The following is a 19,029-nucleotide window of genomic DNA, read 5'->3' on the forward strand; positions in this document are numbered from 1 at the left end:
GACAAAAACGAGGTGTTTCTCACAGTGAGTTTCACCTCGTAACGCTAGTAAGTATTTGTATTTAATTAGTTATTTTAATTCTTTTCATTTTAAGTAATTGCTAATCTGCAATCCGAACAAATTTACTCGGAAATAGGGAAATCATGTAAATTTCTGCATGCATCGCGACATTTTTTTGAGCAAACAGGCTTTTCTCTGGACGTTAAGAGCTTGACCAAAACCAAAATATCGCCTTCGATAGAGCGGTGAAGGCGACAGGTGTCCTACGCCCATAAAAACCAATGAGGGTCGATAACGGCTCCGGGCGAGAGATAGCTTGTGTGATGCAGGGGTTGGGGGAGGTCTTACGACTGGCTCTTCAGCTTAATGCTAAAAATAAAGCAACAGAGACGATTGGCTGTTCGGCTTATCGATCTCCAGGGAACATAAAAGGTTGCAGGCCAGATGAAAAAAACTGTTTTGACAGGGGTATTGGGTGCAGCGGCGTTGTTTGGCGCGGCTTCGGGAGCATCGGCAGATACGCTTTCTGATGTGAAGGCGAAAGGATTCCTGCAGTGTGGCGTCAATACAGGTTTGCTCGGTTTCGCATCGCCAGATGACAAGGGCGAATGGTCGGGCTTTGACGTTGATTATTGCCGTGCGGTTGCCGCAGCCATTTTTGGCGATCCAACCAAAGTTAAGTTTACACCACTGAACGCGAAAGAGCGATTTACCGCACTGCAGTCCGGTGAAGTGGACGTTTTGATCCGTAACACCACTTGGACCATCAGCCGCGACACATCGCTTGGTCTCGATTTCCCGGGCGTCAATTATTATGACGGCCAGGGCTTCATGATCAATTCCAAGAAACTTTCAGGCATCAATTCCGCGCTTCAGCTTTCCGGTGCATCCATCTGCGTTCAGGCTGGTACGACCACTGAATTGAACATGGCCGACTATTTCCGCGCCAATAAGATGGATTACAATCCGGTCGTCTTTGAGAAGCTCGAAGAAGCCAACGCAGCATACGATTCTGGTCGTTGCGATGCTTACACAACTGACCAGTCCGGCCTTTATTCGACCCGCCTGACACTGGCCAATCCAGACGATCATGTCGTTTTGCCAGAAATCATTTCCAAGGAGCCGCTTGGACCGGCTGTTCGTCAGGGGGATTCAAAGTGGGCCGACGTTATCCGCTGGACCCACTATGCGTTGCTCAATGCTGAAGAGTTCGGCATCACCAAGGCAAATGTCGAAGAGATGAAAAACTCCGACAATCCGGAAATCAAGCGCTTGCTTGGCTCTGAAGCTGACACAAAGATCGGAACGGATCTCGGTCTCACCAATGATTGGGTCGTGAACATCATCAAGGGTGTTGGCAATTACGGTGAATTGTTCGAGCGCAATCTCGGTGCCGGTAGCCCGCTCAAGATTGCTCGCGGTCTGAACGCACAGTGGACCAAGGGTGGCGTGCAATACGGTATGCCTATCCGCTAAGGATTGCTGTTGTTGGATGATATCAGGCGGGGGCAGCTATGCGCCCGCCGGATTTGTCGGCTCTAGGATAGTGCTGAGAGAAACGAATTCAGGTATCCTTTGAGCAATCAGTTCGCAGATCAGAATCTGGCACATCGTACCAAGCAATTTAATCCGCGCCTCGCGCTCACTGTGCAAGGCTGCACGACTCGGCATTTAAACGTATCTGCTTTGAACTGATTATCCCGGTGGGGGTCGGGAGCTACAGCTATTTTTTCAAAGCTGATGCGAAGGCCGAAAGAAAACAGGAAACATATGGCTTCCTATTCTGTAACCGAACAACGCCGCAGCGGCGGTGGAACGTCTCTCCTGTATGATCCGCGCGTTCGCGGCATCTTCTATCAGGTTCTGGTGTTCGTCGCTGTTGTGGCTTCGATTTATTGGATCGTGGGCAACACGATCACCAATCTTCAACGTGCCAACATCGCTTCCGGCTTCGGCTTTCTGAACGGACGCGCTGGCTTCGATGTCAGTCAGACTCTGATCTCTTATTCAAGCGATTCAACCTATGGTCGGGCGGTTCTTGTCGGTCTGATCAACACGCTTTACGTCGCGGCGCTCGGTGTGGTTCTGGCGTCGGTGATCGGGTTTCTGGTCGGTATTGGGCGGCTTTCGCGTAACTGGCTGATCCGCAAGATCTGCATGGTCTACGTGGAAGTGTTCCGCAATATTCCGCCACTGCTGGTTATTTTCTTCTGGTATTTCGGCGTTCTCTCGGTTCTGCCCCAAGCGCGTGAAAGCCTTTCATTGCCGCTTGGAACTTACCTGAACAATCGCGGCTTCTTCATGCCCGCGCCCGTATGGGGCGAGGGCGCTTGGTTATTGCCGGTAGCACTGCTGCTTGGCATAGTGGCTTCGTTTTTCGTCGCTCGCTGGGCGAAGCGCCGTCAGATGGCAACGGGTCAACCGTTTCATACAGTTCGTGTGTGTGCAGCACTTATTATCGGTTTGCCGATCCTCGCTCTGATCGCCACAGGTTTCCCGATTACTTTCGATTTGCCGAAGCTAGGGACATTCAATCTTACTGGCGGCGCACAGATTAAGCCGGAGTTTCTCGCTCTCCTGCTGGCCTTGTCGTTCTATACGGCATCGTTCATTGCGGAAACTGTTCGCGCAGGCGTTCTCGGAGTCAACAAGGGGCAGACGGAAGCCGCCTATGCGGTCGGTCTGAGGTCCGGGCAGACGATGCGTCTCATCATCGTGCCGCAGGCATTGCGCATCATTATCCCACCACTGTCGAGCCAGTATCTCAATCTTATCAAGAACTCCTCGCTCGCTATTGCAATCGGTTATCCGGATCTTGTGGCCGTTGGCGGCACGATCCTCAACCAGACCGGTCAGGCTGTGGAAGTCGTGGCAATATGGATGGTTATCTATCTCGGCATTAGTCTGGTTACCTCCGGCATCATGAACTGGTTCAATGCCAAAATGGCGCTGGTGGAGAGATGACAATGGAAAACGCAAATCTCCAATATGTTCGCACGCAAATGGTCGAGGGTGAGACGCCACCTCGCTCGGTTCAGGGCTTTTCCCACTGGCTGCGTGTCAATCTTTTTGCAACGCCAGCTGATGCTGCTCTGACGCTCTTCGGCCTCGCGATTGTTGCATGGTTTCTGCCGTCAATGATCCAATGGCTATTCATCAATGCAGCATGGACGGGTACTGATCGCACAGCATGTTTGACCGTAGCTCAGGGCGGTGTGCAGCCGGAAGGCTGGTCTGGTGCCTGCTGGGCCTTTGTGAACGCAAAATACCAGCAGTTTATCTATGGTCGCTATCCGCTTGAAGAGCGTTGGCGTGTCAATTTGACGGCAGCATTGTTTGTCGTTCTGCTGGTTCCGCTGATGATCCCGAAGGTGCCGCACAAGACGATGAACGCCATCCTGTTTTTCCTGGTGTTCCCGGTTGTTGCATTTTTTCTGCTGGTCGGCGGCTGGTTCGGCTTGCGTTATGTAGAATCATCGCTTTGGGGCGGCCTTCTCGTTACGTTGGTGCTATCCTTCGTCGGTATCACCGTGTCGCTGCCACTTGGTATTGTGCTCGCGCTCGGGCGGCGTTCAAAGTTGCCTGTGATCAAAACGCTTTCCATCATATTTATCGAAATGGTGCGCGGCGTTCCGTTAGTGACAGTCTTGTTCATGGCAAGCGTGATGCTGCCATTGTTCCTGCCACCGGGCGTGACTTTCGACAAGCTGATGCGTGCTTTGATTGGTGTGGCGCTGTTCGCATCTGCCTATATGGCTGAAGTGATACGTGGCGGCCTTCAGGCAATCCCACGTGGACAATATGAAGGAGCAGATGCTCTGGGGCTGAGTTACTGGCAGAAGACCGGCCTCATTGTATTGCCGCAGGCATTGAAGATCTCGATTGCAGGCATCGTAAACACCTTCATTGGTCTCTTCAAGGATACGAGCCTTGTCTACATCATTGGATTGTTTGATCTGCTCGGCATCGTCCGTCAGAACTTCTCCGATGCAAACTGGGCTTCTCCACAGACACCTGCAACAGGATTGATCTTTGCGGGCTTTGTTTTCTGGATTTTCTGTTTCGCCATGTCGCGATACTCTATATTCATGGAACGAAGGCTCGACACGGGTCATAAACAATAAGAATCAAGGGAATATTGGAAATGAGTGCACAAAGCGCCCTCCCACAATCCGAACTCGGTGTCGAAATCGACCGTAAAAAACATGAAGTCTCGAAGACCGAAGTGGCCATCGAACTTAAGAATATGCACAAATGGTATGGCGAGTTTCACGTTCTGCGTGATATCAACCTGAAGGTCATGCGCGGCGAACGTATCGTTGTTGCGGGCCCATCGGGCTCGGGTAAGTCAACGATGATCCGTTGCATCAACCGTCTGGAAGAGCACCAGAAGGGCCAGATCATCGTTGATGGTATTGAACTCACCAATGACCTCAAGAAGATCGATGAAGTGCGCCGTGAAGTCGGTATGGTGTTCCAGCACTTTAATCTCTTCCCGCATCTGACTATTCTGGAAAACTGCACGCTTGCGCCGATCTGGGTGCGTAAAATGCCAAAGAAGAAGGCGGAAGAAGTCGCCATGCATTATCTGGCACGCGTGAAAATTCCGGAACAGGCGAACAAATATCCGGGCCAGCTTTCTGGCGGTCAGCAGCAGCGTGTGGCGATTGCGCGTGCGCTTTGCATGAACCCGAAGGTCATGCTGTTTGACGAGCCGACCTCAGCACTCGACCCGGAAATGGTTAAGGAAGTGCTCGATACGATGGTGAGCCTTGCCGAGGAAGGTATGACGATGATTTGCGTGACGCACGAAATGGGCTTTGCGCGTCAGGTTGCCAATCGCGTGATCTTCATGGATCAGGGCCAGATCGTTGAGCAGAATTCGCCAGCCGAATTCTTCGACAATCCGCAGCATGAGCGCACCAAGCTGTTCCTGAGCCAGATCCTGCACTAAGCGATAAACTGGCTGAAATACCAAAACACCCGCCGGATAATATCCGGCGGGTGTTCTGCCAATAGAGTGAATGTGGCGGATTATTCGTCGTGTGGGCCTTGGCAAAACTGAATGCGATTGCCGAAAGGATCAATCACCGCCATCACGTGACCCCATGGAGCATCTTCAATGCCTGGGCGCATGTAGCGATAACCGCGCGAATTGACTTCCTTTTGGAATTCCTCGACGCCCTGCATACGCACGAAGATATTCGCGCCAGGGCTGCCGTCGCCGTGATGTTCGCTTAGATGTAGCACGAGATCCCCACGCGAAACCTGCATATAAAGCGGCATTCCCTTTGCAAAGCGATGTTCCCAATCGAGCGTGAAGCCTAGAAAGCCAACATAGAAATCTTTGGCTTTTTCGATATCGAAAATGCGGAAGATTGGGCACGTCTGTTCAAAATGGATTGTCATTCTGGCTGGCCTTTGCAACTGGTATGTCTATCCCGATAGAAGAGGTGGTCGTGCCAGAATATCGTTGGACTGAACATCTGGAGCCAAAGCAATATCGCGAGTTCCATGCTTTTTACAGCAAAGAATGGTGGACCTCAGCACGCACATTTGAAGATGTGTCCCATATGCTCACGCATTGCGATCTTACGCTGTTCTGCCGCGATACAAGTGGAGCGATTATCGGCTTTGCGCGGGTGTTAAGCGATTTCACTTTCAAAGCCATGATTTTTGATGTGATCATAGCTGAACAGTGCCGTGGTCAAGGGCTTGGACAAGCACTCGTTGAACGCATTCTCAACCACGAAAAATTGCAGCGGGTCAAAAGCTTTGAGCTTTATTGTCCCGAAAGACTCATCTCCTTTTACGAAAAGCTCGGCTTTGTAAAAGGCACTTCGACCCTGCTGTCCTATCAACGATGAATTAGTCTTCGACAAAGTTGCGCAGACGCTGCAGTGCATCGTCCCATTGCGAGGAAACGGTGGTGAGATAAGCTCGGGCATCGACAAGCGGGGTAGGGCAAAGCCGGAAGCGGCTTTCTCTGCCTACTTTATCGCGCTCAACCAATCCGGCTTGTTCAAGCACCGAAAGATGCTTGGTCATGCCCTGCCTGCTAATGCTGCCGTTTTGAGAGAGCGTGACGATTGAGCGGCTTTCGCCGTCACTCAAGGTCTCGATCAGCGCCAGCCGAGTGGGATCGGCCAGCGCTGCAAAAATGGCAGATATATTTCCTGGTGGCGTGAACGAGGCTTCGGTCATTTGCTTTCGAGGTAATCCTTTATATTCCGCATCTGCTCTTCCCACCCGCCAGTATTCATTCGAAGAGCTATTGGCTGGCGATCAGCCGGTAGCGCGTCGAAGCCTGTTTCGATGACGGTAAGCCTTGTACCGGATTCTGTTTCCTTGAGCTTAAACTCTACCAGAGTCTGTGGTTCTTTAGAGTAATCCGCATCTGTTTCAACTGCATAGGGATGCCATGTGAAGGCAAAATAATGCGGAGCTTTCATATCCTTGATGAAGGAAGTCCATTTGGTGTCGCCGCATCCGTCGAACGTAAAGTGACCGGTCGAAGGGGTGTCGACGATAAATGGCCCATCAATTTTGACCTTGAACCATTCACCGAATTCCTCATGGTCAGTGAGTGCGCGCCATACGCGATCAATGCCTGCGCGAAGGTCTACAGTTTTTTCTATTCGGTCCGTTACTAATGCCGTTGTCATGATCTACATCCTTTCAAATTGGCAACTGTATGGTTGCTAATTTACACGACTTAAATAGAAAAGCAACCAAAAGGTTGCGTATAATTAATCGTGTGGAGATGCCTTGGCTGGAAGTGGAAAAAGCATAATAAATTTTTCTGCCAAAGCGCGGTCGCCTTTGAGCGTGAGCACATTTGCAGCTTCAAGGGCCGCGAGAGGTTGCCCGCCATAAATGGTTGCGGCCATCATGCGAGGCGAGCTTTCAAAGGCGATATCGTACTGCTCCGCTTTGCCGCGCGTAATCGCCAGTTTGCTGTCTTGCAAGTGTGCAATGAAGTCTTCTCCATCCAGCCGCAGTCCGACAATAGCTGTCAAGCCTTGTGAAAGATTGGGATCGATCATGGTTCTGAGCGAAAGCAGGAACGAAGTGGTTGAGATAGGTAAGTTTGGGTCATGGCTGGGTGAACGGGCCGCCCATCGGCCGAGCGTCTGTAGAATCGGTTCGGCCTCGTAGCCCCACTTGGTCAATTCATAGACTTTTACTGAGGCGGGAGGCGGGAGCTTCGATTTGCGTAGAATGCCAGCTTCTTCCAATCCCTCTAGCCGCTGGGTGAGGACATTGGCACTTATTCCGGGTAGGTCGGCGCGCAAATCGCTAAAGCGCTTAGGCCCAAACATCAATTCACGAATGACGAGCAATGCCCAACGTTCACCAATCAAATCAAGGGCATGAGCCGCAGCACATGCATCATCATAGCTGCGTCTTGCTGTTGGATTGTCGGATTTAGTTACTTTTTCTAACTTCATAGTTGCTAATTATAACTTACCTGTCATTATGTGCAAGTGAACTTAGGTTGGTTGGGGCTGGCCGATTCATTAAACCCGACTATATCGCCAAGGGGGTCGGGCAGGCGATAGAAAACCAAAATGTAAAATGGGCGCTTCAAGCCCACCAATGGAGGAATAACATGCCTAAATTGATTTTCGTGAACCTGCCCGTCAAAGATGTTGCGCGCTCAACCAGTTTTTATGAAGCGATAGGCGCGACCAAAAACCCGATGTTCTCGGATGAAACAGGATCCTGCATGGTGTTTTCCGACACCATCCACGCAATGGTCCTCAGTCACGATAAATTCAGCCAGTTCACGCCAAAGAAGATTTCAGATGCGAATGCTACAAGCGAAGTGTTGATCTGCTTGTCAGCGGACAGCAAGACGGAAGTGGATGAAACGGTTGAGAAGGCCGTGAAGGCTGGCGGTCGGGCGGATCCTGCTGCAAAGCAGGATTATGGTTTCATGTATGGCCGCAGCTTTGAAGATCTCGATGGCCATATCTGGGAACTGATGTGGATGGATATGGAAGCAGCTGCCAAAGCCATGGGCTAACGCAAAGACATAGGGGCTGAGACATATGGGAGGAGAAATCCATGTCTGGTTTAACAGTCTGCCTCTGGTTTGATAATAAGGCCGAAGAGGCAGCCAATTATTACGTGTCGCTCTTCCGCGATTTGGGAAGACCGGCATCAATAGATGGCTTCATTCGGTTTGAACATGGCCATCAAACCGGAGGAACCGACGTCGTGACTGCAAATTTCACGCTCGATGGGCAGGCGATGACGGCCTTGAATGGCGGACCACAGTTCAAGTTCAATCCGGCCACGTCGCTTATTCTGAAATGCAAGGATCAAGCGGAACTTGATGCTTTTTGGGATAGGTTGCTGGAAGGCGGCTCGGCCATGGAATGTAGCTGGCTGACGGATAAATATGGCTTCGCTTGGCAAATTGTGCCGGAATTTCTGCTGGATATTTTGCAGGACGGTGCGTCAGACGTCAGACAGCGTGTCGCAAATGCCATGATGACAATGGTCAAGATTGATATCGCGACGTTGGAAGCTGCCCGAGACGCCCGTTAATTTTGCACGACCGCAACGGCATCATAACCATACAGCCAGTCCAGGTCTTTCAGGAAAGAATCTGGACTGCGTATGGCAAAAAGCATGTTGCGGCCGAGCGCAAAGACACCGGTCGCGTGATAGGCGAACCGGTTCAGCTGCCCACGTTTGGCGACAGCTGCGATCCGTTCCTTACGCACTTTGTCGAAATGCTGAAGTGCCGCTTGTTGATCGGCAGCGTCTAGTGCTTCTGCCAGTGTTGCCGCGTCTTCGATGGCCATGGCCGCACCTTGCGCCCCGAAAGGCGTAACAGCGTGAGAAGCATCACCAAGCAGGATTGTTCGTCCATCGCAGACGTATTGCGCATCCGGCATCTCGAACAATGGCCAATAGGTCCATTCTGGCGCTGTGGCGATCACATCGCGAACTGCTGGGTGCCATTTCTTGTAAATAAATTTGAGCTGCTCGTGGTCTCCGACCTTTGACCAGCCTTCGCCCGGATTTTCGCCGCCTGTTATCGCGACGAAATTGAAATGTGTCCCACCTTTGACCGGATAGGCGATGAAATGAACCTGTTTACCAAGCCATGCCGACACAGCTTTTTTCAGCGGCAGTACATTTGTGAAGGATGCGGGCAAATCACTGGTAGCGATCGTGCTGCGCCACGCGATATGTCCGCTGAAGCGGGCTTTGCTTTGCGCAGCATTTGCCCGTTCTGCAGACCATACACCGTCACATCCGAGCAGATAATGCGCTTCAATGGTCTCAGTTACGTTTCCGCGACGAACCTCAGCCTGTATCGCTTGGCCAATGACTTCGTGTCGAATGATTTCCGAGCCGAGATTAATGTCTATGGCCGGGTTTTCCACGCAAGCAGCAAGTAGAGCTGATTGCAGGTCGGCGCGGTGGCAGACAAGGTAAGGGTAATGCCAGCGCTTGAGTGCTTTATCGCCAAGCTCCATTGCGAGAAGAGGGCGTGCGCTGCGACTATCAATCAGGAAAAGCGCGTCAGGCGTAACAGCTTGTGTGGAAAGCCTGGTGGCAATGCCAAGGCGTTGCAGATGGCGCATGGCGTTCGGGGCCAATTGCAGGCCCGCACCAACTTCAGAGAGTGCATTGGCTTTTTCGAAAAGCTCTACTGACCAACCTCTGGCTGCAAGCTCAAGCGCTGCACTTAATCCTGCAACGCCTGCTCCTGCAATCAATATGCGCCCTTTGCCCAAGCTACTTTCAGGCAGCTTTGTCGGCAGGGGCTTCGTAGACACAGCCCGCTGGAACAGTTTCATCAGCATGAAGCTGCGCATTGTAGCGATAGAGCGTCGAGCAATAAGGGCAGACGACTTCGCTCTCATCACCCATGTCGAGGAAGACATGTGGATGATCGAAAGGAGGATTCGCGCCGACGCACATGAATTCCTTCACGCCGATCTCAATGGCATTATGGCCAGCGTCATTCTGGAAGTGTGGGATGATGTGATCGGACATGATACGCTCCGGTGCTTGTGGATCGCGACATCTGAATAGGATGGCTATTTGGGGTGGGTTTACCGCGAACGGCTTGTTTCTGGAAGCGTTTTCATCAATTCTGGAGACATTTCAAGCGGTTTGCTATCAAACTGTCATATGACAGCCATAGGCTTATGGTCGCGCCGGGATTTTCCGGTAAAAGCCGGGACAGGAAAAATGAACGAAAACAGCGTTATGGCACCCCAAACCACAGATTTGACCTCCGATGTGACCACAGAGGCAGCAACTGATGTTTCTGCGGGCAAGAACACCGGCAAAGTTCAAAACGCTCACGAAGCTTTGAACGATGACCAGACCTCGGCGCTGATGCAAAGCCCTGAGCGCTTCGTCAATCGCGAGTTTTCCTGGCTGCAGTTCAATCGCCGTGTTCTTGAAGAAGCTGCGAATATAACCCAGCCCTTGCTTGAGCGCCTAAGATTTCTGTCCATTTCAGCAGCCAATCTCGATGAGTTTTTCATGGTCCGCATTGCGGGGCTCGCTGCACAGGTGCGCGCTGGTGTTGCCATGCGCAGTGCTGATGGCCGCACTCCCCAAGAGCAGCTCGATTTTGTTCTGGAGGAGGTAGGACGTCTCCAGGAAGGCCAGCAGGAGCGTCTGCGCACGCTGCGTGAGGAGCTTGAAAAAGAGAGTATCGAAATCGTGCGTCCGTTGGCTTTGTCGAAGACGGAGAAGGACTGGCTTGAGAATCATTTCCTTGAGACGATTTTCCCGGTTCTGACTCCGCTTTCCATCGACCCGGCTCATCCGTTTCCGTTTATTCCCAATCTCGGCTTTTCCATTGCGCTGCAACTCGCGCGCCGCCTCGACAGCCATCCGATGACCGCACTCCTGCGTATTCCTGTTGCGCTCAGGCGTTTCATCCAGCTGCCGACCGAGCAACAGAATGCTTACCGTTTCATCACGATTGAGGATGCAGTCAGCCTGTTCATTGGCCGCCTTTTCCCGGGCTATGAAGTGCGTGGCGCAGGAACATTCCGCATCATTCGTGACAGCGATATCGAAGTGGAAGAAGAGGCGGAAGATCTCGTCCGTCTTTTTGAAACTGCGTTGAAGCGTCGTCGGCGCGGTCAGGTCATCCGTATTGAGTTTGACTCAGAAATCCCTGAGGCGCTGCGCGTCTTCGTTGCAACCGAGCTTGGCGTATCGGAAAACAGGATTAGCGTTCTGGAAGGCCTCCTTGCGCTCAACATGATTTCGGAAATCGTGTCGATTCCACGCGATGATCTCAAGTTCATATCCTACAATCCGCGCTTCCCAGAACGTATTCGCGAACATGGCGGCGATTGTTTCGCAGCGATTCGCGAGAAAGATATCGTTGTCCACCATCCATATGAATCGTTCGACGTTGTAGTACAGTTCCTGCGTCAGGCCGCTGCAGACCCGGACGTGCTGGCGATCAAGCAGACGCTTTATCGCACCTCCAATGACAGCCCGATTGTGCGCGCACTGGTTGATGCTGCTGAAGCAGGCAAGTCGGTTACGGCGCTTGTCGAACTGAAGGCGCGTTTCGATGAAGAAGCCAATATTCGCTGGGCACGTGATCTTGAACGCGCTGGCGTGCAGGTTGTGTTCGGCTTCATTGAGCTGAAAACACATGCGAAGATGTCGCTCGTGGTGCGTCGTGAAGACCAGAGACTGCGCACATATGTGCATCTGGGTACCGGCAATTATCATCCGATCACGGCGCGTATCTATACCGATCTGTCGTTCTTTACATCTGATCCCGATATTGCGCGCGATGTAGCGCATATTTTCAATTTCATCACGGGCTATGCGCAACCGGCTGAAGAGATGAAAATCGCTATTTCACCGCTGACGCTTCGCACGCGAATCCTCAAGCACATCGAAGACGAAATCACCAATGCGAAGGCCGGACAGCCTGCTGCGATCTGGATGAAGATGAATTCGCTCGTCGATCCACAGATTATTGATGCACTCTATAAGGCAAGTCAGGCAGGCGTTCACATCGATCTGGTGGTGCGTGGCATTTGCTGTCTGCGACCGGGTGTTCCGGGTCTCTCAGATAACATCCGCGCAAAGTCCATTGTTGGACGTTTTCTTGAGCACAGCCGCATATTTTGCTTTGGAAACGGGCATGACCTACCTTCCGGCAAGGCAATCGTCTATATCGGTTCAGCCGATATGATGCCACGCAATCTCGACCGCCGTGTTGAGACTTTGGTGCCCATCACCAATGCCACCGTGCATCAGCAAATCCTGTCGCAGATCATGTTTGCCAACATAATTGATAACCAGCAGAGCTATCAGCTACTTGCGGATGGTACCTCTCGCCGGATAGAAAAAGAAGCTGGAGAAGAAGCTTTCAACGCGCAGGAATATTTCATGACAAATCCAAGCTTGTCGGGTCGCGGAAAGTCGCTGAAGTCATCTGCCCCCCGCCTGATTGCGCATCGTAAACGTGCGCAGGCGGAAAGAAACACGACTTCATGAGTCCAGCAGTCGCACAAGGCCGTTTGAAAGGCCTCAAGCCCGTCGCGGTCATCGACATTGGGTCCAACTCGATTCGTGTCGTGGTTTATGAAGGCATCGTTCGTTCGCCGACGGTGCTTTTTAATGAAAAGCTTCTCTGTGGTCTTGGCAAGGGATTGGCCAAGACCGGCAAGCTTAATGAAAAATCTGTCGATATAGCATTGCGCGCTTTGAAGCGGTTCCGTGTTCTGGCCGAACAGGCTGGCGCGATTTCGATTCATGCGCTGGCAACCGCAGCCGCGCGCGAAGCGAAGAATGGTCCCGATTTTATCGCACAGGCTGAAGCCATTCTCGGTCGGCATATTGAAGTCTTGTCCGGCAAGGAAGAAGCCTATTATTCCGCACTCGGCATTATTTCCGGATTCTACAAGCCACAAGGCGTAACGGGCGACCTTGGCGGCGGCAGTCTTGAGCTGGTTGGTGTCAACGATCATGACGTAGGCGAGGGCATTACGCTTCCGCTCGGTGGCCTTCGGTTGCAGGACATGTCCAACGAACAGCTTCCCGAGGCTGCGAAGATCACCCGTACGGAACTTGCGCGCGCAACGCTTCTTGAACAGCATCAGGGGGAGGTGTTCTACGCAGTTGGCGGCACGTGGCGAAATCTCGCCAAGCTGCACATGACTGCCAAGCACTATACGCTTCATGTCATGCACGGATATGAGATGGACCCGGTGGAAGCGCAGAGTTTCCTAAAGCGTGTTGCAAAAGGCAATCTCGACACGATGCGCGGCATCGAAGCGGTGTCGAAAAACCGTCGCCAGCTTCTTGCTTATGGCGCAACCGTTCTGCTTGAAACTATTCGGCGTATGAAACCATCGAAGATCGTATTTTCGGCTCTTGGTGTGCGTGAGGGTTATCTTTATTCGCTGCTGCCGAAGAACGAGCAGAGGCTCGATCCTCTGCTGGCATCGGCGGAAGAACTGGCAATCCTGCGCTCGCGTTCACCGCGTCATGCGCGCGAACTTGCAACATGGACCACACTTTCTTTGCCGGTTCTCGGATTTGACGAGACTGAAGATGAAAGTCGTTACCGACAGGCGGCCTGTCTGGTTGCCGACATAAGTTGGCGTGCGCATCCTGATTATCGCGGCTCGCAGGCACTGAACATCATCGCGCATGGTTCGTTTGGTGGTATTGATCACCCGGGCCGTTCTTTCATGGCACTGGCAAATTATTATCGCCACGAAGGGCTGGTCGAGGACGAGATTGCGCCGGAGATTTTGCAACTTGCAACGCCACGATTGCGTGAGCGTGCCAGGCTGCTGGGCGCACTCTTACGCGTTATCTATCTGCTTTCGGCGTCCATGCCGGGCGTGATTCCCCGCCTTTATTGGCGTGAAGAGGATAACGGCATTGCGCTGGTCGTGCCGGGGGATCTCGCTGATTTGATTTCCGATCGTCCAGAAGGGCGATTGCAGCAACTTGCCAAGCTTACCGGGAAAAACCTGTACTTTGCCGTCGGCGACAGCGCCATTGAGGCGAAAGAGCACCCTTAGAGCGCGTTTTGATCTGATTGGATCAGATCGGCGCTCTAATTATCTGTTTTAACGCGCATCTTTGTCCGAAAACCGTTTCACACTTTTCGGGATGCGCTCTAAAGCATTTCCAGCAAAAGTGCGAAGCGGTTTTGCGTCGGATAATGCGTAAAAACAAATAATTACAGCGCTTCCAACAAACAAAAAAAGGCCGATCCGATATTTCTTCGAATCGGCCTTTTCATTGTTTCCATTGCTGCGTTAGTTCAGTTCCACCGCCTGGATACGACGGTTTTCAAATTTGATACCAATTTTGCCAGCGATAAGGTCTAGTGCCTTTTGGCCGAAGACTTCCCGTCGCCAGCCGTGCAGTGCGGGCACATTGGCATTTTCGCCTTCAGCTGCGATCTTGTCGATATCATCCGAATTGGCGACAATCTTTGCCGCAACGCCGTGTTCTTCGGTCACAAGCTTGAGCAGAACCTTGAGAATATCGGCTGCCGCTGCGCTACCCTCGGGCGAATGCGATTGCTTGGGTAGGCGCGGCAGATCTTCTTTTGGAATAGCCAGCGCCGACTGGATAGCCGCAATCAGTCCGGATGCCTGAGCGGAACGTTCCCAGCCTTTAGGAATAGAACGCAGGCGCCCCAGTGCTTCTGCATCTTTGGGTTGCTGCTGTGCAATTTCGGCTATTGTGTCGTCCTTGATGACGCGGCCACGTGGAACATTACGCTCGCGTGCTTCACGTTCACGCCATGCTGCAACGGACTGAACGATTGCGAGTTCAATAGGCTTGCGCATGCGGGTTTTAACCCGTTTCCAAGCATCGTCTGGATGCAGATCATAGGTTTCGCGTGCGCTGAGTACTGCCATTTCTTCGCTGACCCACTCGCTGCGACCTTCTTTCTCCAGCTCTGCTTTGAGATAGAGATAGATGTCGCGCAGATAAGTTACGTCTGCCAAAGCATAATCGAGCTGTTTTTCAGAAAGCGGACGACGACGCCAGTCGGTAAAACGGGACGACTTGTCGAGCTGTTTGCCTGTTACTTTTTGAACCAGCGCATCATAGGAAATCGCATCGCCAAACCCACAAACCATCGCAGCCACCTGGCTGTCGAAAATTGGGGCAGGGATGAGGTCTCCAAGATGGAATACAATTTCAATATCCTGACGCGCGGCATGGAAAACCTTGACCACTTTTTCATCGGCCATCAGCCGAAAGAAAGGTGCCAGATCAAGGCCGGGAGCCAGTGCATCCACCAATGCAGTGTGGTCAGGAGAAGCCATCTGAATGAGGCAGAGCTCCGGCCAGAACGTCGTTTCCCGAATAAATTCGGTATCGACTGTGACGAAGTCGGATTTGGCGAGGGCGGATACGGCCTCTTCAAGGGCCTCTGTGGTCGTGATGAGCTGCATATTTTTCTTTTAGAGCGCATCCCGAAAAGTGTGAAGCGGTTTTCGGAAAAGATGCGCGTTTAAACAGAATATTAAAAGGCGGCCCGCTTGCCGCGCCGCAAGAATGATATTGCGAGGGAATAACACGGAAATAGTGATTTTTGTCGACATATTCTGTCAAGCTGGTCTAACACAGACAGTGTCGGCTTGACAAAGCGTGAGCAAAATGCGCTTTTCCGCCCGAATTTGCAGCGCTTTGCCTGCACAAGATTACTGAGTTCCAAAAGGCAGAAATCATGCACCGTTATCGCAGCCACACCTGCGCAGCCCTTCGCAAATCGGATGTTGGTTCCAAAGTCCGTCTGTCTGGCTGGGTTCATCGCGTCCGTGACCATGGCGGCATTCTCTTCATCGATATTCGTGATCATTACGGTCTGACGCAAGTCGTGGCTGATCCTGATTCGCCCGCGTTCAAGATTGCTGAAACGGTTCGCGGCGAGTGGGTTATTCGTGTCGACGGTGAAGTGAAAGCGCGTGCAGACGAAGCGGTGAACGCAAATCTGCCGACCGGCGAAGTCGAAATCTTCGCAACCGAGATCGAAGTTCTCGCTGCTGCCAAGGAATTACCGCTGCCAGTTTTTGGTGAGCCGGATTATCCGGAAGACATTCGTCTGAAGTATCGTTTCCTCGACCTGCGTCGTGAAACGCTGCACAAAAACATCATGAGCCGCACCAAGATCATTGCAGCGATGCGTCGCCGCATGACCGAAATCGGCTTCAACGAGTTCTCGACGCCAATCCTGACGGCTTCTTCGCCAGAAGGCGCGCGCGACTTTCTCGTGCCAAGCCGAATTCATGAAGGTAAGTTCTACGCGCTACCGCAGGCTCCACAGCAGTATAAGCAGCTTCTGATGGTTGCTGGTTTCGACCGCTACTTCCAGATCGCACCTTGCTTCCGCGATGAAGATCCGCGTGCAGACCGTCTGCCGGGTGAATTCTATCAGCTCGATCTTGAAATGAGCTTCGTAACCCAGGAAGAAATCTGGGAAACGATGGAACCGGTCATGCGCGGCATTTTCGAAGAATTTGCTGAAGGTAAGCCGGTCACGCAGAATTTCCGCCGCATCGCTTATGATGACGCGATCCGCACCTATGGTTCGGACAAGCCGGACCTGCGCAACCCGATTGAAATGCAGGCGGTGACCGAGCATTTTGCTGGTTCGGGCTTCAAGGTCTTCGCGAACATGATCGCCAACGATCCCAAGGTTGAAGTCTGGGCAATCCCGGCCAAGACGGGCGGCAGCCGCGCATTCTGTGATCGTATGAACTCATGGGCACAGGGTGAAGGTCAGCCCGGTCTGGGTTACATCTTCTGGCGCAAGGAAGGTGACAAGCTCGAAGGCGCGGGCCCGATTGCCAAGAACATTGGTGAAGAACGCACCGAAGCCCTTCGCAACCAGCTTGGTCTCGGCGATGGCGATGCCTGCTTCTTCGTAGCTGGTCAGCCATCGAAGTTCTATAAATTCGCAGGTGATGCACGAACGCGCGCCGGTGAAGAACTGAACCTTGTTGATCGCGAACGTTTTGAACTCGCTTGGATCATCGACTTCCCGTTCTACGAATGGGACGAAGACAACAAGAAACTCGACTTCGCGCACAACCCCTTCTCGATGCCACAGGGTGGTATGGAAGCGCTGGAAACGCAGGACCCGCTTACGCTTAAGGCTTACCAGTATGATCTGGTTTGTAACGGCTTCGAAATCGCTTCCGGTTCGATCCGTAACCAGCTGCCAGATGTCATGGTCAAGGCGTTCGAAAAGGTTGGCCTCAGCCAGCAGGATGTCGAAGAGCGCTTCGGCGGCCTCTACCGGGCGTTCCAGTACGGCGCGCCTCCACATGGTGGCATGGCTGCCGGTGTTGACCGCGTGATCATGCTACTCGTCGGTGCAAAGAACCTGCGTGAAATCTCGCTCTTCCCGATGAACCAGCAGGCGCTTGATCTTCTGATGAATGCACCTTCGGATGTAACACCAGCGCAGCTGCGTGATCTGCATATTCGTCTGGCACCAACCCAGAAGAGCTAATTCGTCTAAGAATTGACAACAAAAAGCCCGGTCGCGAGACCGGGCTTTTTCTTTGATGGAATGAAAGAGCACAAAGAAAACCCGGTGAGCAGAACTCACCGGGCTCCGTTTCATCAGCATGAATCTGATTAGTTGTTGGCTTCGACGCCAACTTTCAAAAGCTGGATAATCTTCGTTGGGTCGAGCGACGCGGTTGCAACGATGGATGCGAAGCTAACCGACTGGTCCGGCGAAGCGGAAATAGTCAGCGACTTTGGATCGTCGAAATACTTTTCAGCTGCGGCCTTGAGCTGCTGAGCAAATTCCGGGTTCTTGAGCTGTGTTGCCATCAGCGGAACCATCATCTTCAGCTGTTCGCCAAGCTGCTTGCCATCAGCGCCCTGCTGCTTGCCATAGTAGTCGAGCAGCTTCTGCGTCAGTGTTTCGTTATCGAAGCGGATCGACAGGTTCTTAAGGCTCAGCTGTTCTGCAAGGCCCAGAAGTGCGAGACCAGCTGCATCTTTTTCCGCATCGGCCTTAGCCATGTTTTCCTGGGTCTTCTGCAATGCCTCGACAAAAGACAGATCATAGCCGTCGATGGCGCCCGTCAGGTTGATCTTGCCAAGGTCCTTGGCGTCGATTTCAAACTGATCCAATGTCGCGTTGCCGGACTTTGGCTGCCATGTGCCCTTTGAATTGACAGAGCCTTTGAGTGCGTTCATGTCGAGCGGTGCCAGCGGGTTTTTGCCGTCCTTCTCGAAAACCGCATCAATATCGGCAATGGTGAGAGTGTAGTCGATTTTTTCGGCTTTGTTGGCCGAATTGAGAGTCACTTCCATGCCCTTGATCTGAGCGCCATCTTTGCCCGGAGTGCCAACCGAAAATTCGTCGATCTTCATCTTGTCGTAGAAGACCATCTTGGCGAGCGGGCCTTCGGCTTTCTCGGATGGAAGAATAACGTTCTCCATCGAAATGCCTTTGATCGTGGCTTTATCGTTCTTGTCCGCACCTTCAGGAGCGAAGTCCAAATCTGCAACTGAAACTTTTTCGATGCTATAGCCGCCTTCTGGTGTGTCCTGCACGTTTTCGAGCGTTATATCGCCTACAGGCGTCGCGCGGTCAGAAACGGTAGGCAGCTTGATTGTGGTGCCTTTGAGCAAAATGTTGTCGCCGTCAGCCTGAACTTCGGCGAAGTTCAGCTCTCCGCCCTGCTTTGTATAGAGGGCCTTGACGCGCACTGCGACTGCATTTGCATCTGCAGCCATTGCTGCACTGCCAAGAACAAGCGAGAGTGCCGTGCTTGCTGCGAAGACGCGCGCAGCCTGCTTGCTAACAACGAAAACCTTCATTTATTGGCTCCTGATCATTTGGTAAATTTAGACAGCCTTCATAAGCCTTTACGAATGAAAATACAGCCCGTTTCGTTCGCGCCATGATTGCTGTGGAGAAAACATCTACAATTCCTCTATAGATGCTGAATGACGGCAACATTGCGACGAATGTACTGGATTGGTTCTCATCGCTACTTGCTGACGAATCGC

18 protein-coding genes are annotated in these 19,029 nt (G+C 52.3%); 10 read left to right on the forward strand and 8 right to left on the reverse strand.

Features of this window, described 5'->3' with window-relative positions; all coding sequences use genetic code 11:
- Positions 1-444 precede the first annotated feature (444 nt).
- The 4 genes from CES85_RS12995 (at position 445) to CES85_RS13010 (ending at position 4,954) form a co-directional block, all read left to right on the forward strand.
- Positions 445-1,476 (forward strand): amino acid ABC transporter substrate-binding protein, encoded by a 1,032-nt coding sequence (locus tag CES85_RS12995; RefSeq protein ID WP_024897392.1) that lies wholly within the window; start codon positions 445-447, stop codon positions 1,474-1,476.
- A gap of 294 nt (positions 1,477-1,770) precedes the next feature.
- Entirely contained in the window at positions 1,771-2,964 is a 1,194-nt protein-coding gene (locus CES85_RS13000) for an amino acid ABC transporter permease (RefSeq protein WP_095446370.1), read from the forward strand.
- 2 nt (positions 2,965-2,966) lie between these two features.
- Complete coding sequence (locus CES85_RS13005; RefSeq protein WP_095446371.1) at positions 2,967-4,124, forward strand: amino acid ABC transporter permease; 1,158 nt, start codon at positions 2,967-2,969, stop codon at positions 4,122-4,124.
- 20 nt (positions 4,125-4,144) lie between these two features.
- Positions 4,145-4,954, forward strand: coding sequence for an amino acid ABC transporter ATP-binding protein (locus tag CES85_RS13010; protein WP_208636303.1), 810 nt, complete (start codon positions 4,145-4,147; stop codon positions 4,952-4,954).
- A gap of 80 nt (positions 4,955-5,034) precedes the next feature.
- Here CES85_RS13010 and CES85_RS13015 read toward each other — a convergent pair whose 3' ends face one another.
- Positions 5,035-5,409: a glyoxalase superfamily protein gene (locus CES85_RS13015; RefSeq protein ID WP_095446372.1), complete on the reverse strand. Its 375-nt coding sequence runs from the start codon at positions 5,407-5,409 to the stop codon at positions 5,035-5,037.
- A 23-nt stretch (positions 5,410-5,432) separates the two neighbouring features.
- Between CES85_RS13015 and CES85_RS13020 the strand changes: the two genes are divergently transcribed.
- The gene (locus CES85_RS13020) at positions 5,433-5,867 is read left to right on the forward strand and encodes a GNAT family N-acetyltransferase (protein WP_210318232.1); all 435 of its coding nucleotides are present in this window, start codon (positions 5,433-5,435) and stop codon (positions 5,865-5,867) included.
- 1 nt (position 5,868) lies between these two features.
- On the opposite strand, the gene CES85_RS13025 is transcribed toward CES85_RS13020, so the two are convergent.
- The 3 genes from CES85_RS13025 to CES85_RS13035 form a co-directional block, all read right to left on the reverse strand.
- Positions 5,869-6,204, reverse strand: a complete 336-nt coding sequence (locus CES85_RS13025) for an ArsR/SmtB family transcription factor (protein ID WP_095446373.1) — start codon at positions 6,202-6,204, stop codon at positions 5,869-5,871.
- Positions 6,201-6,665, reverse strand: coding sequence for an SRPBCC family protein (locus CES85_RS13030; protein ID WP_095446374.1), 465 nt, complete (start codon positions 6,663-6,665; stop codon positions 6,201-6,203). The genes CES85_RS13025 and CES85_RS13030 overlap by 4 nt, the downstream gene beginning before the upstream one ends.
- An 84-nt stretch (positions 6,666-6,749) precedes the next feature.
- Positions 6,750-7,451 (reverse strand): winged helix-turn-helix transcriptional regulator, encoded by a 702-nt coding sequence (locus tag CES85_RS13035; RefSeq protein WP_095446375.1) that lies wholly within the window; start codon positions 7,449-7,451, stop codon positions 6,750-6,752.
- A 161-nt stretch (positions 7,452-7,612) separates the two neighbouring features.
- On the opposite strand from CES85_RS13035, the gene CES85_RS13040 reads away from it, so the two are divergent.
- Together CES85_RS13040 and CES85_RS13045 are read left to right on the forward strand one after the other, a co-directional pair.
- Positions 7,613-8,029: a VOC family protein gene (locus CES85_RS13040; RefSeq protein WP_095446376.1), complete on the forward strand. Its 417-nt coding sequence runs from the start codon at positions 7,613-7,615 to the stop codon at positions 8,027-8,029.
- Between the two features lie 41 nt (positions 8,030-8,070).
- On the forward strand, positions 8,071-8,556 hold the full coding sequence (locus CES85_RS13045; protein ID WP_095446377.1) for a VOC family protein: 486 nt from the start codon (positions 8,071-8,073) through the stop codon (positions 8,554-8,556).
- On the opposite strand, the gene CES85_RS13050 is transcribed toward CES85_RS13045, so the two are convergent.
- Together CES85_RS13050 and CES85_RS13055 are read right to left on the reverse strand one after the other, a co-directional pair.
- Positions 8,553-9,758, reverse strand: coding sequence for an FAD-binding protein (locus tag CES85_RS13050; protein WP_244923302.1), 1,206 nt, complete (start codon positions 9,756-9,758; stop codon positions 8,553-8,555). The two genes, CES85_RS13045 and CES85_RS13050, sit on opposite strands and share 4 nt — an antisense overlap.
- A gap of 7 nt (positions 9,759-9,765) precedes the next feature.
- The gene (locus CES85_RS13055) at positions 9,766-10,020 is read right to left on the reverse strand and encodes a zinc-finger domain-containing protein (RefSeq protein WP_024897404.1); all 255 of its coding nucleotides are present in this window, start codon (positions 10,018-10,020) and stop codon (positions 9,766-9,768) included.
- Between the two features lie 348 nt (positions 10,021-10,368).
- Here CES85_RS13055 and CES85_RS13060 point away from each other — a divergent pair, with 348 nt between their 5' ends.
- Both CES85_RS13060 and ppx read left to right on the forward strand, forming a co-directional pair.
- Positions 10,369-12,513, forward strand: coding sequence for an RNA degradosome polyphosphate kinase (locus CES85_RS13060; protein ID WP_244923303.1), 2,145 nt, complete (start codon positions 10,369-10,371; stop codon positions 12,511-12,513).
- Positions 12,510-14,051, forward strand: coding sequence for an exopolyphosphatase (gene ppx / locus CES85_RS13065; protein WP_095446379.1), 1,542 nt, complete (start codon positions 12,510-12,512; stop codon positions 14,049-14,051). The genes CES85_RS13060 and ppx overlap by 4 nt, the downstream gene beginning before the upstream one ends.
- Before the next feature lie 240 nt (positions 14,052-14,291).
- Here ppx and rnd read toward each other — a convergent pair whose 3' ends face one another.
- Positions 14,292-15,446, reverse strand: coding sequence for a ribonuclease D (gene rnd / locus CES85_RS13070; RefSeq protein ID WP_095446380.1), 1,155 nt, complete (start codon positions 15,444-15,446; stop codon positions 14,292-14,294).
- 275 nt (positions 15,447-15,721) lie between these two features.
- On the opposite strand from rnd, the gene aspS reads away from it, so the two are divergent.
- Positions 15,722-17,509 carry an aspartate--tRNA ligase gene (gene aspS / locus CES85_RS13075; RefSeq protein ID WP_024897408.1) on the forward strand — a complete coding sequence of 596 codons (1,788 nt, stop codon included), beginning with the start codon at positions 15,722-15,724 and terminating at the stop codon, positions 17,507-17,509.
- A gap of 128 nt (positions 17,510-17,637) precedes the next feature.
- On the opposite strand, the gene CES85_RS13080 is transcribed toward aspS, so the two are convergent.
- Positions 17,638-18,837 carry an aq_1923 C-terminal domain gene (locus tag CES85_RS13080; protein WP_095446381.1) on the reverse strand — a complete coding sequence of 400 codons (1,200 nt, stop codon included), beginning with the start codon at positions 18,835-18,837 and terminating at the stop codon, positions 17,638-17,640.
- Positions 18,838-19,029: the final 192 nt, after the last annotated feature.

It is taken from the genome of Ochrobactrum quorumnocens (genome assembly GCF_002278035.1).
Classification (GTDB): domain Bacteria; phylum Pseudomonadota; class Alphaproteobacteria; order Rhizobiales; family Rhizobiaceae; genus Brucella; species Brucella quorumnocens.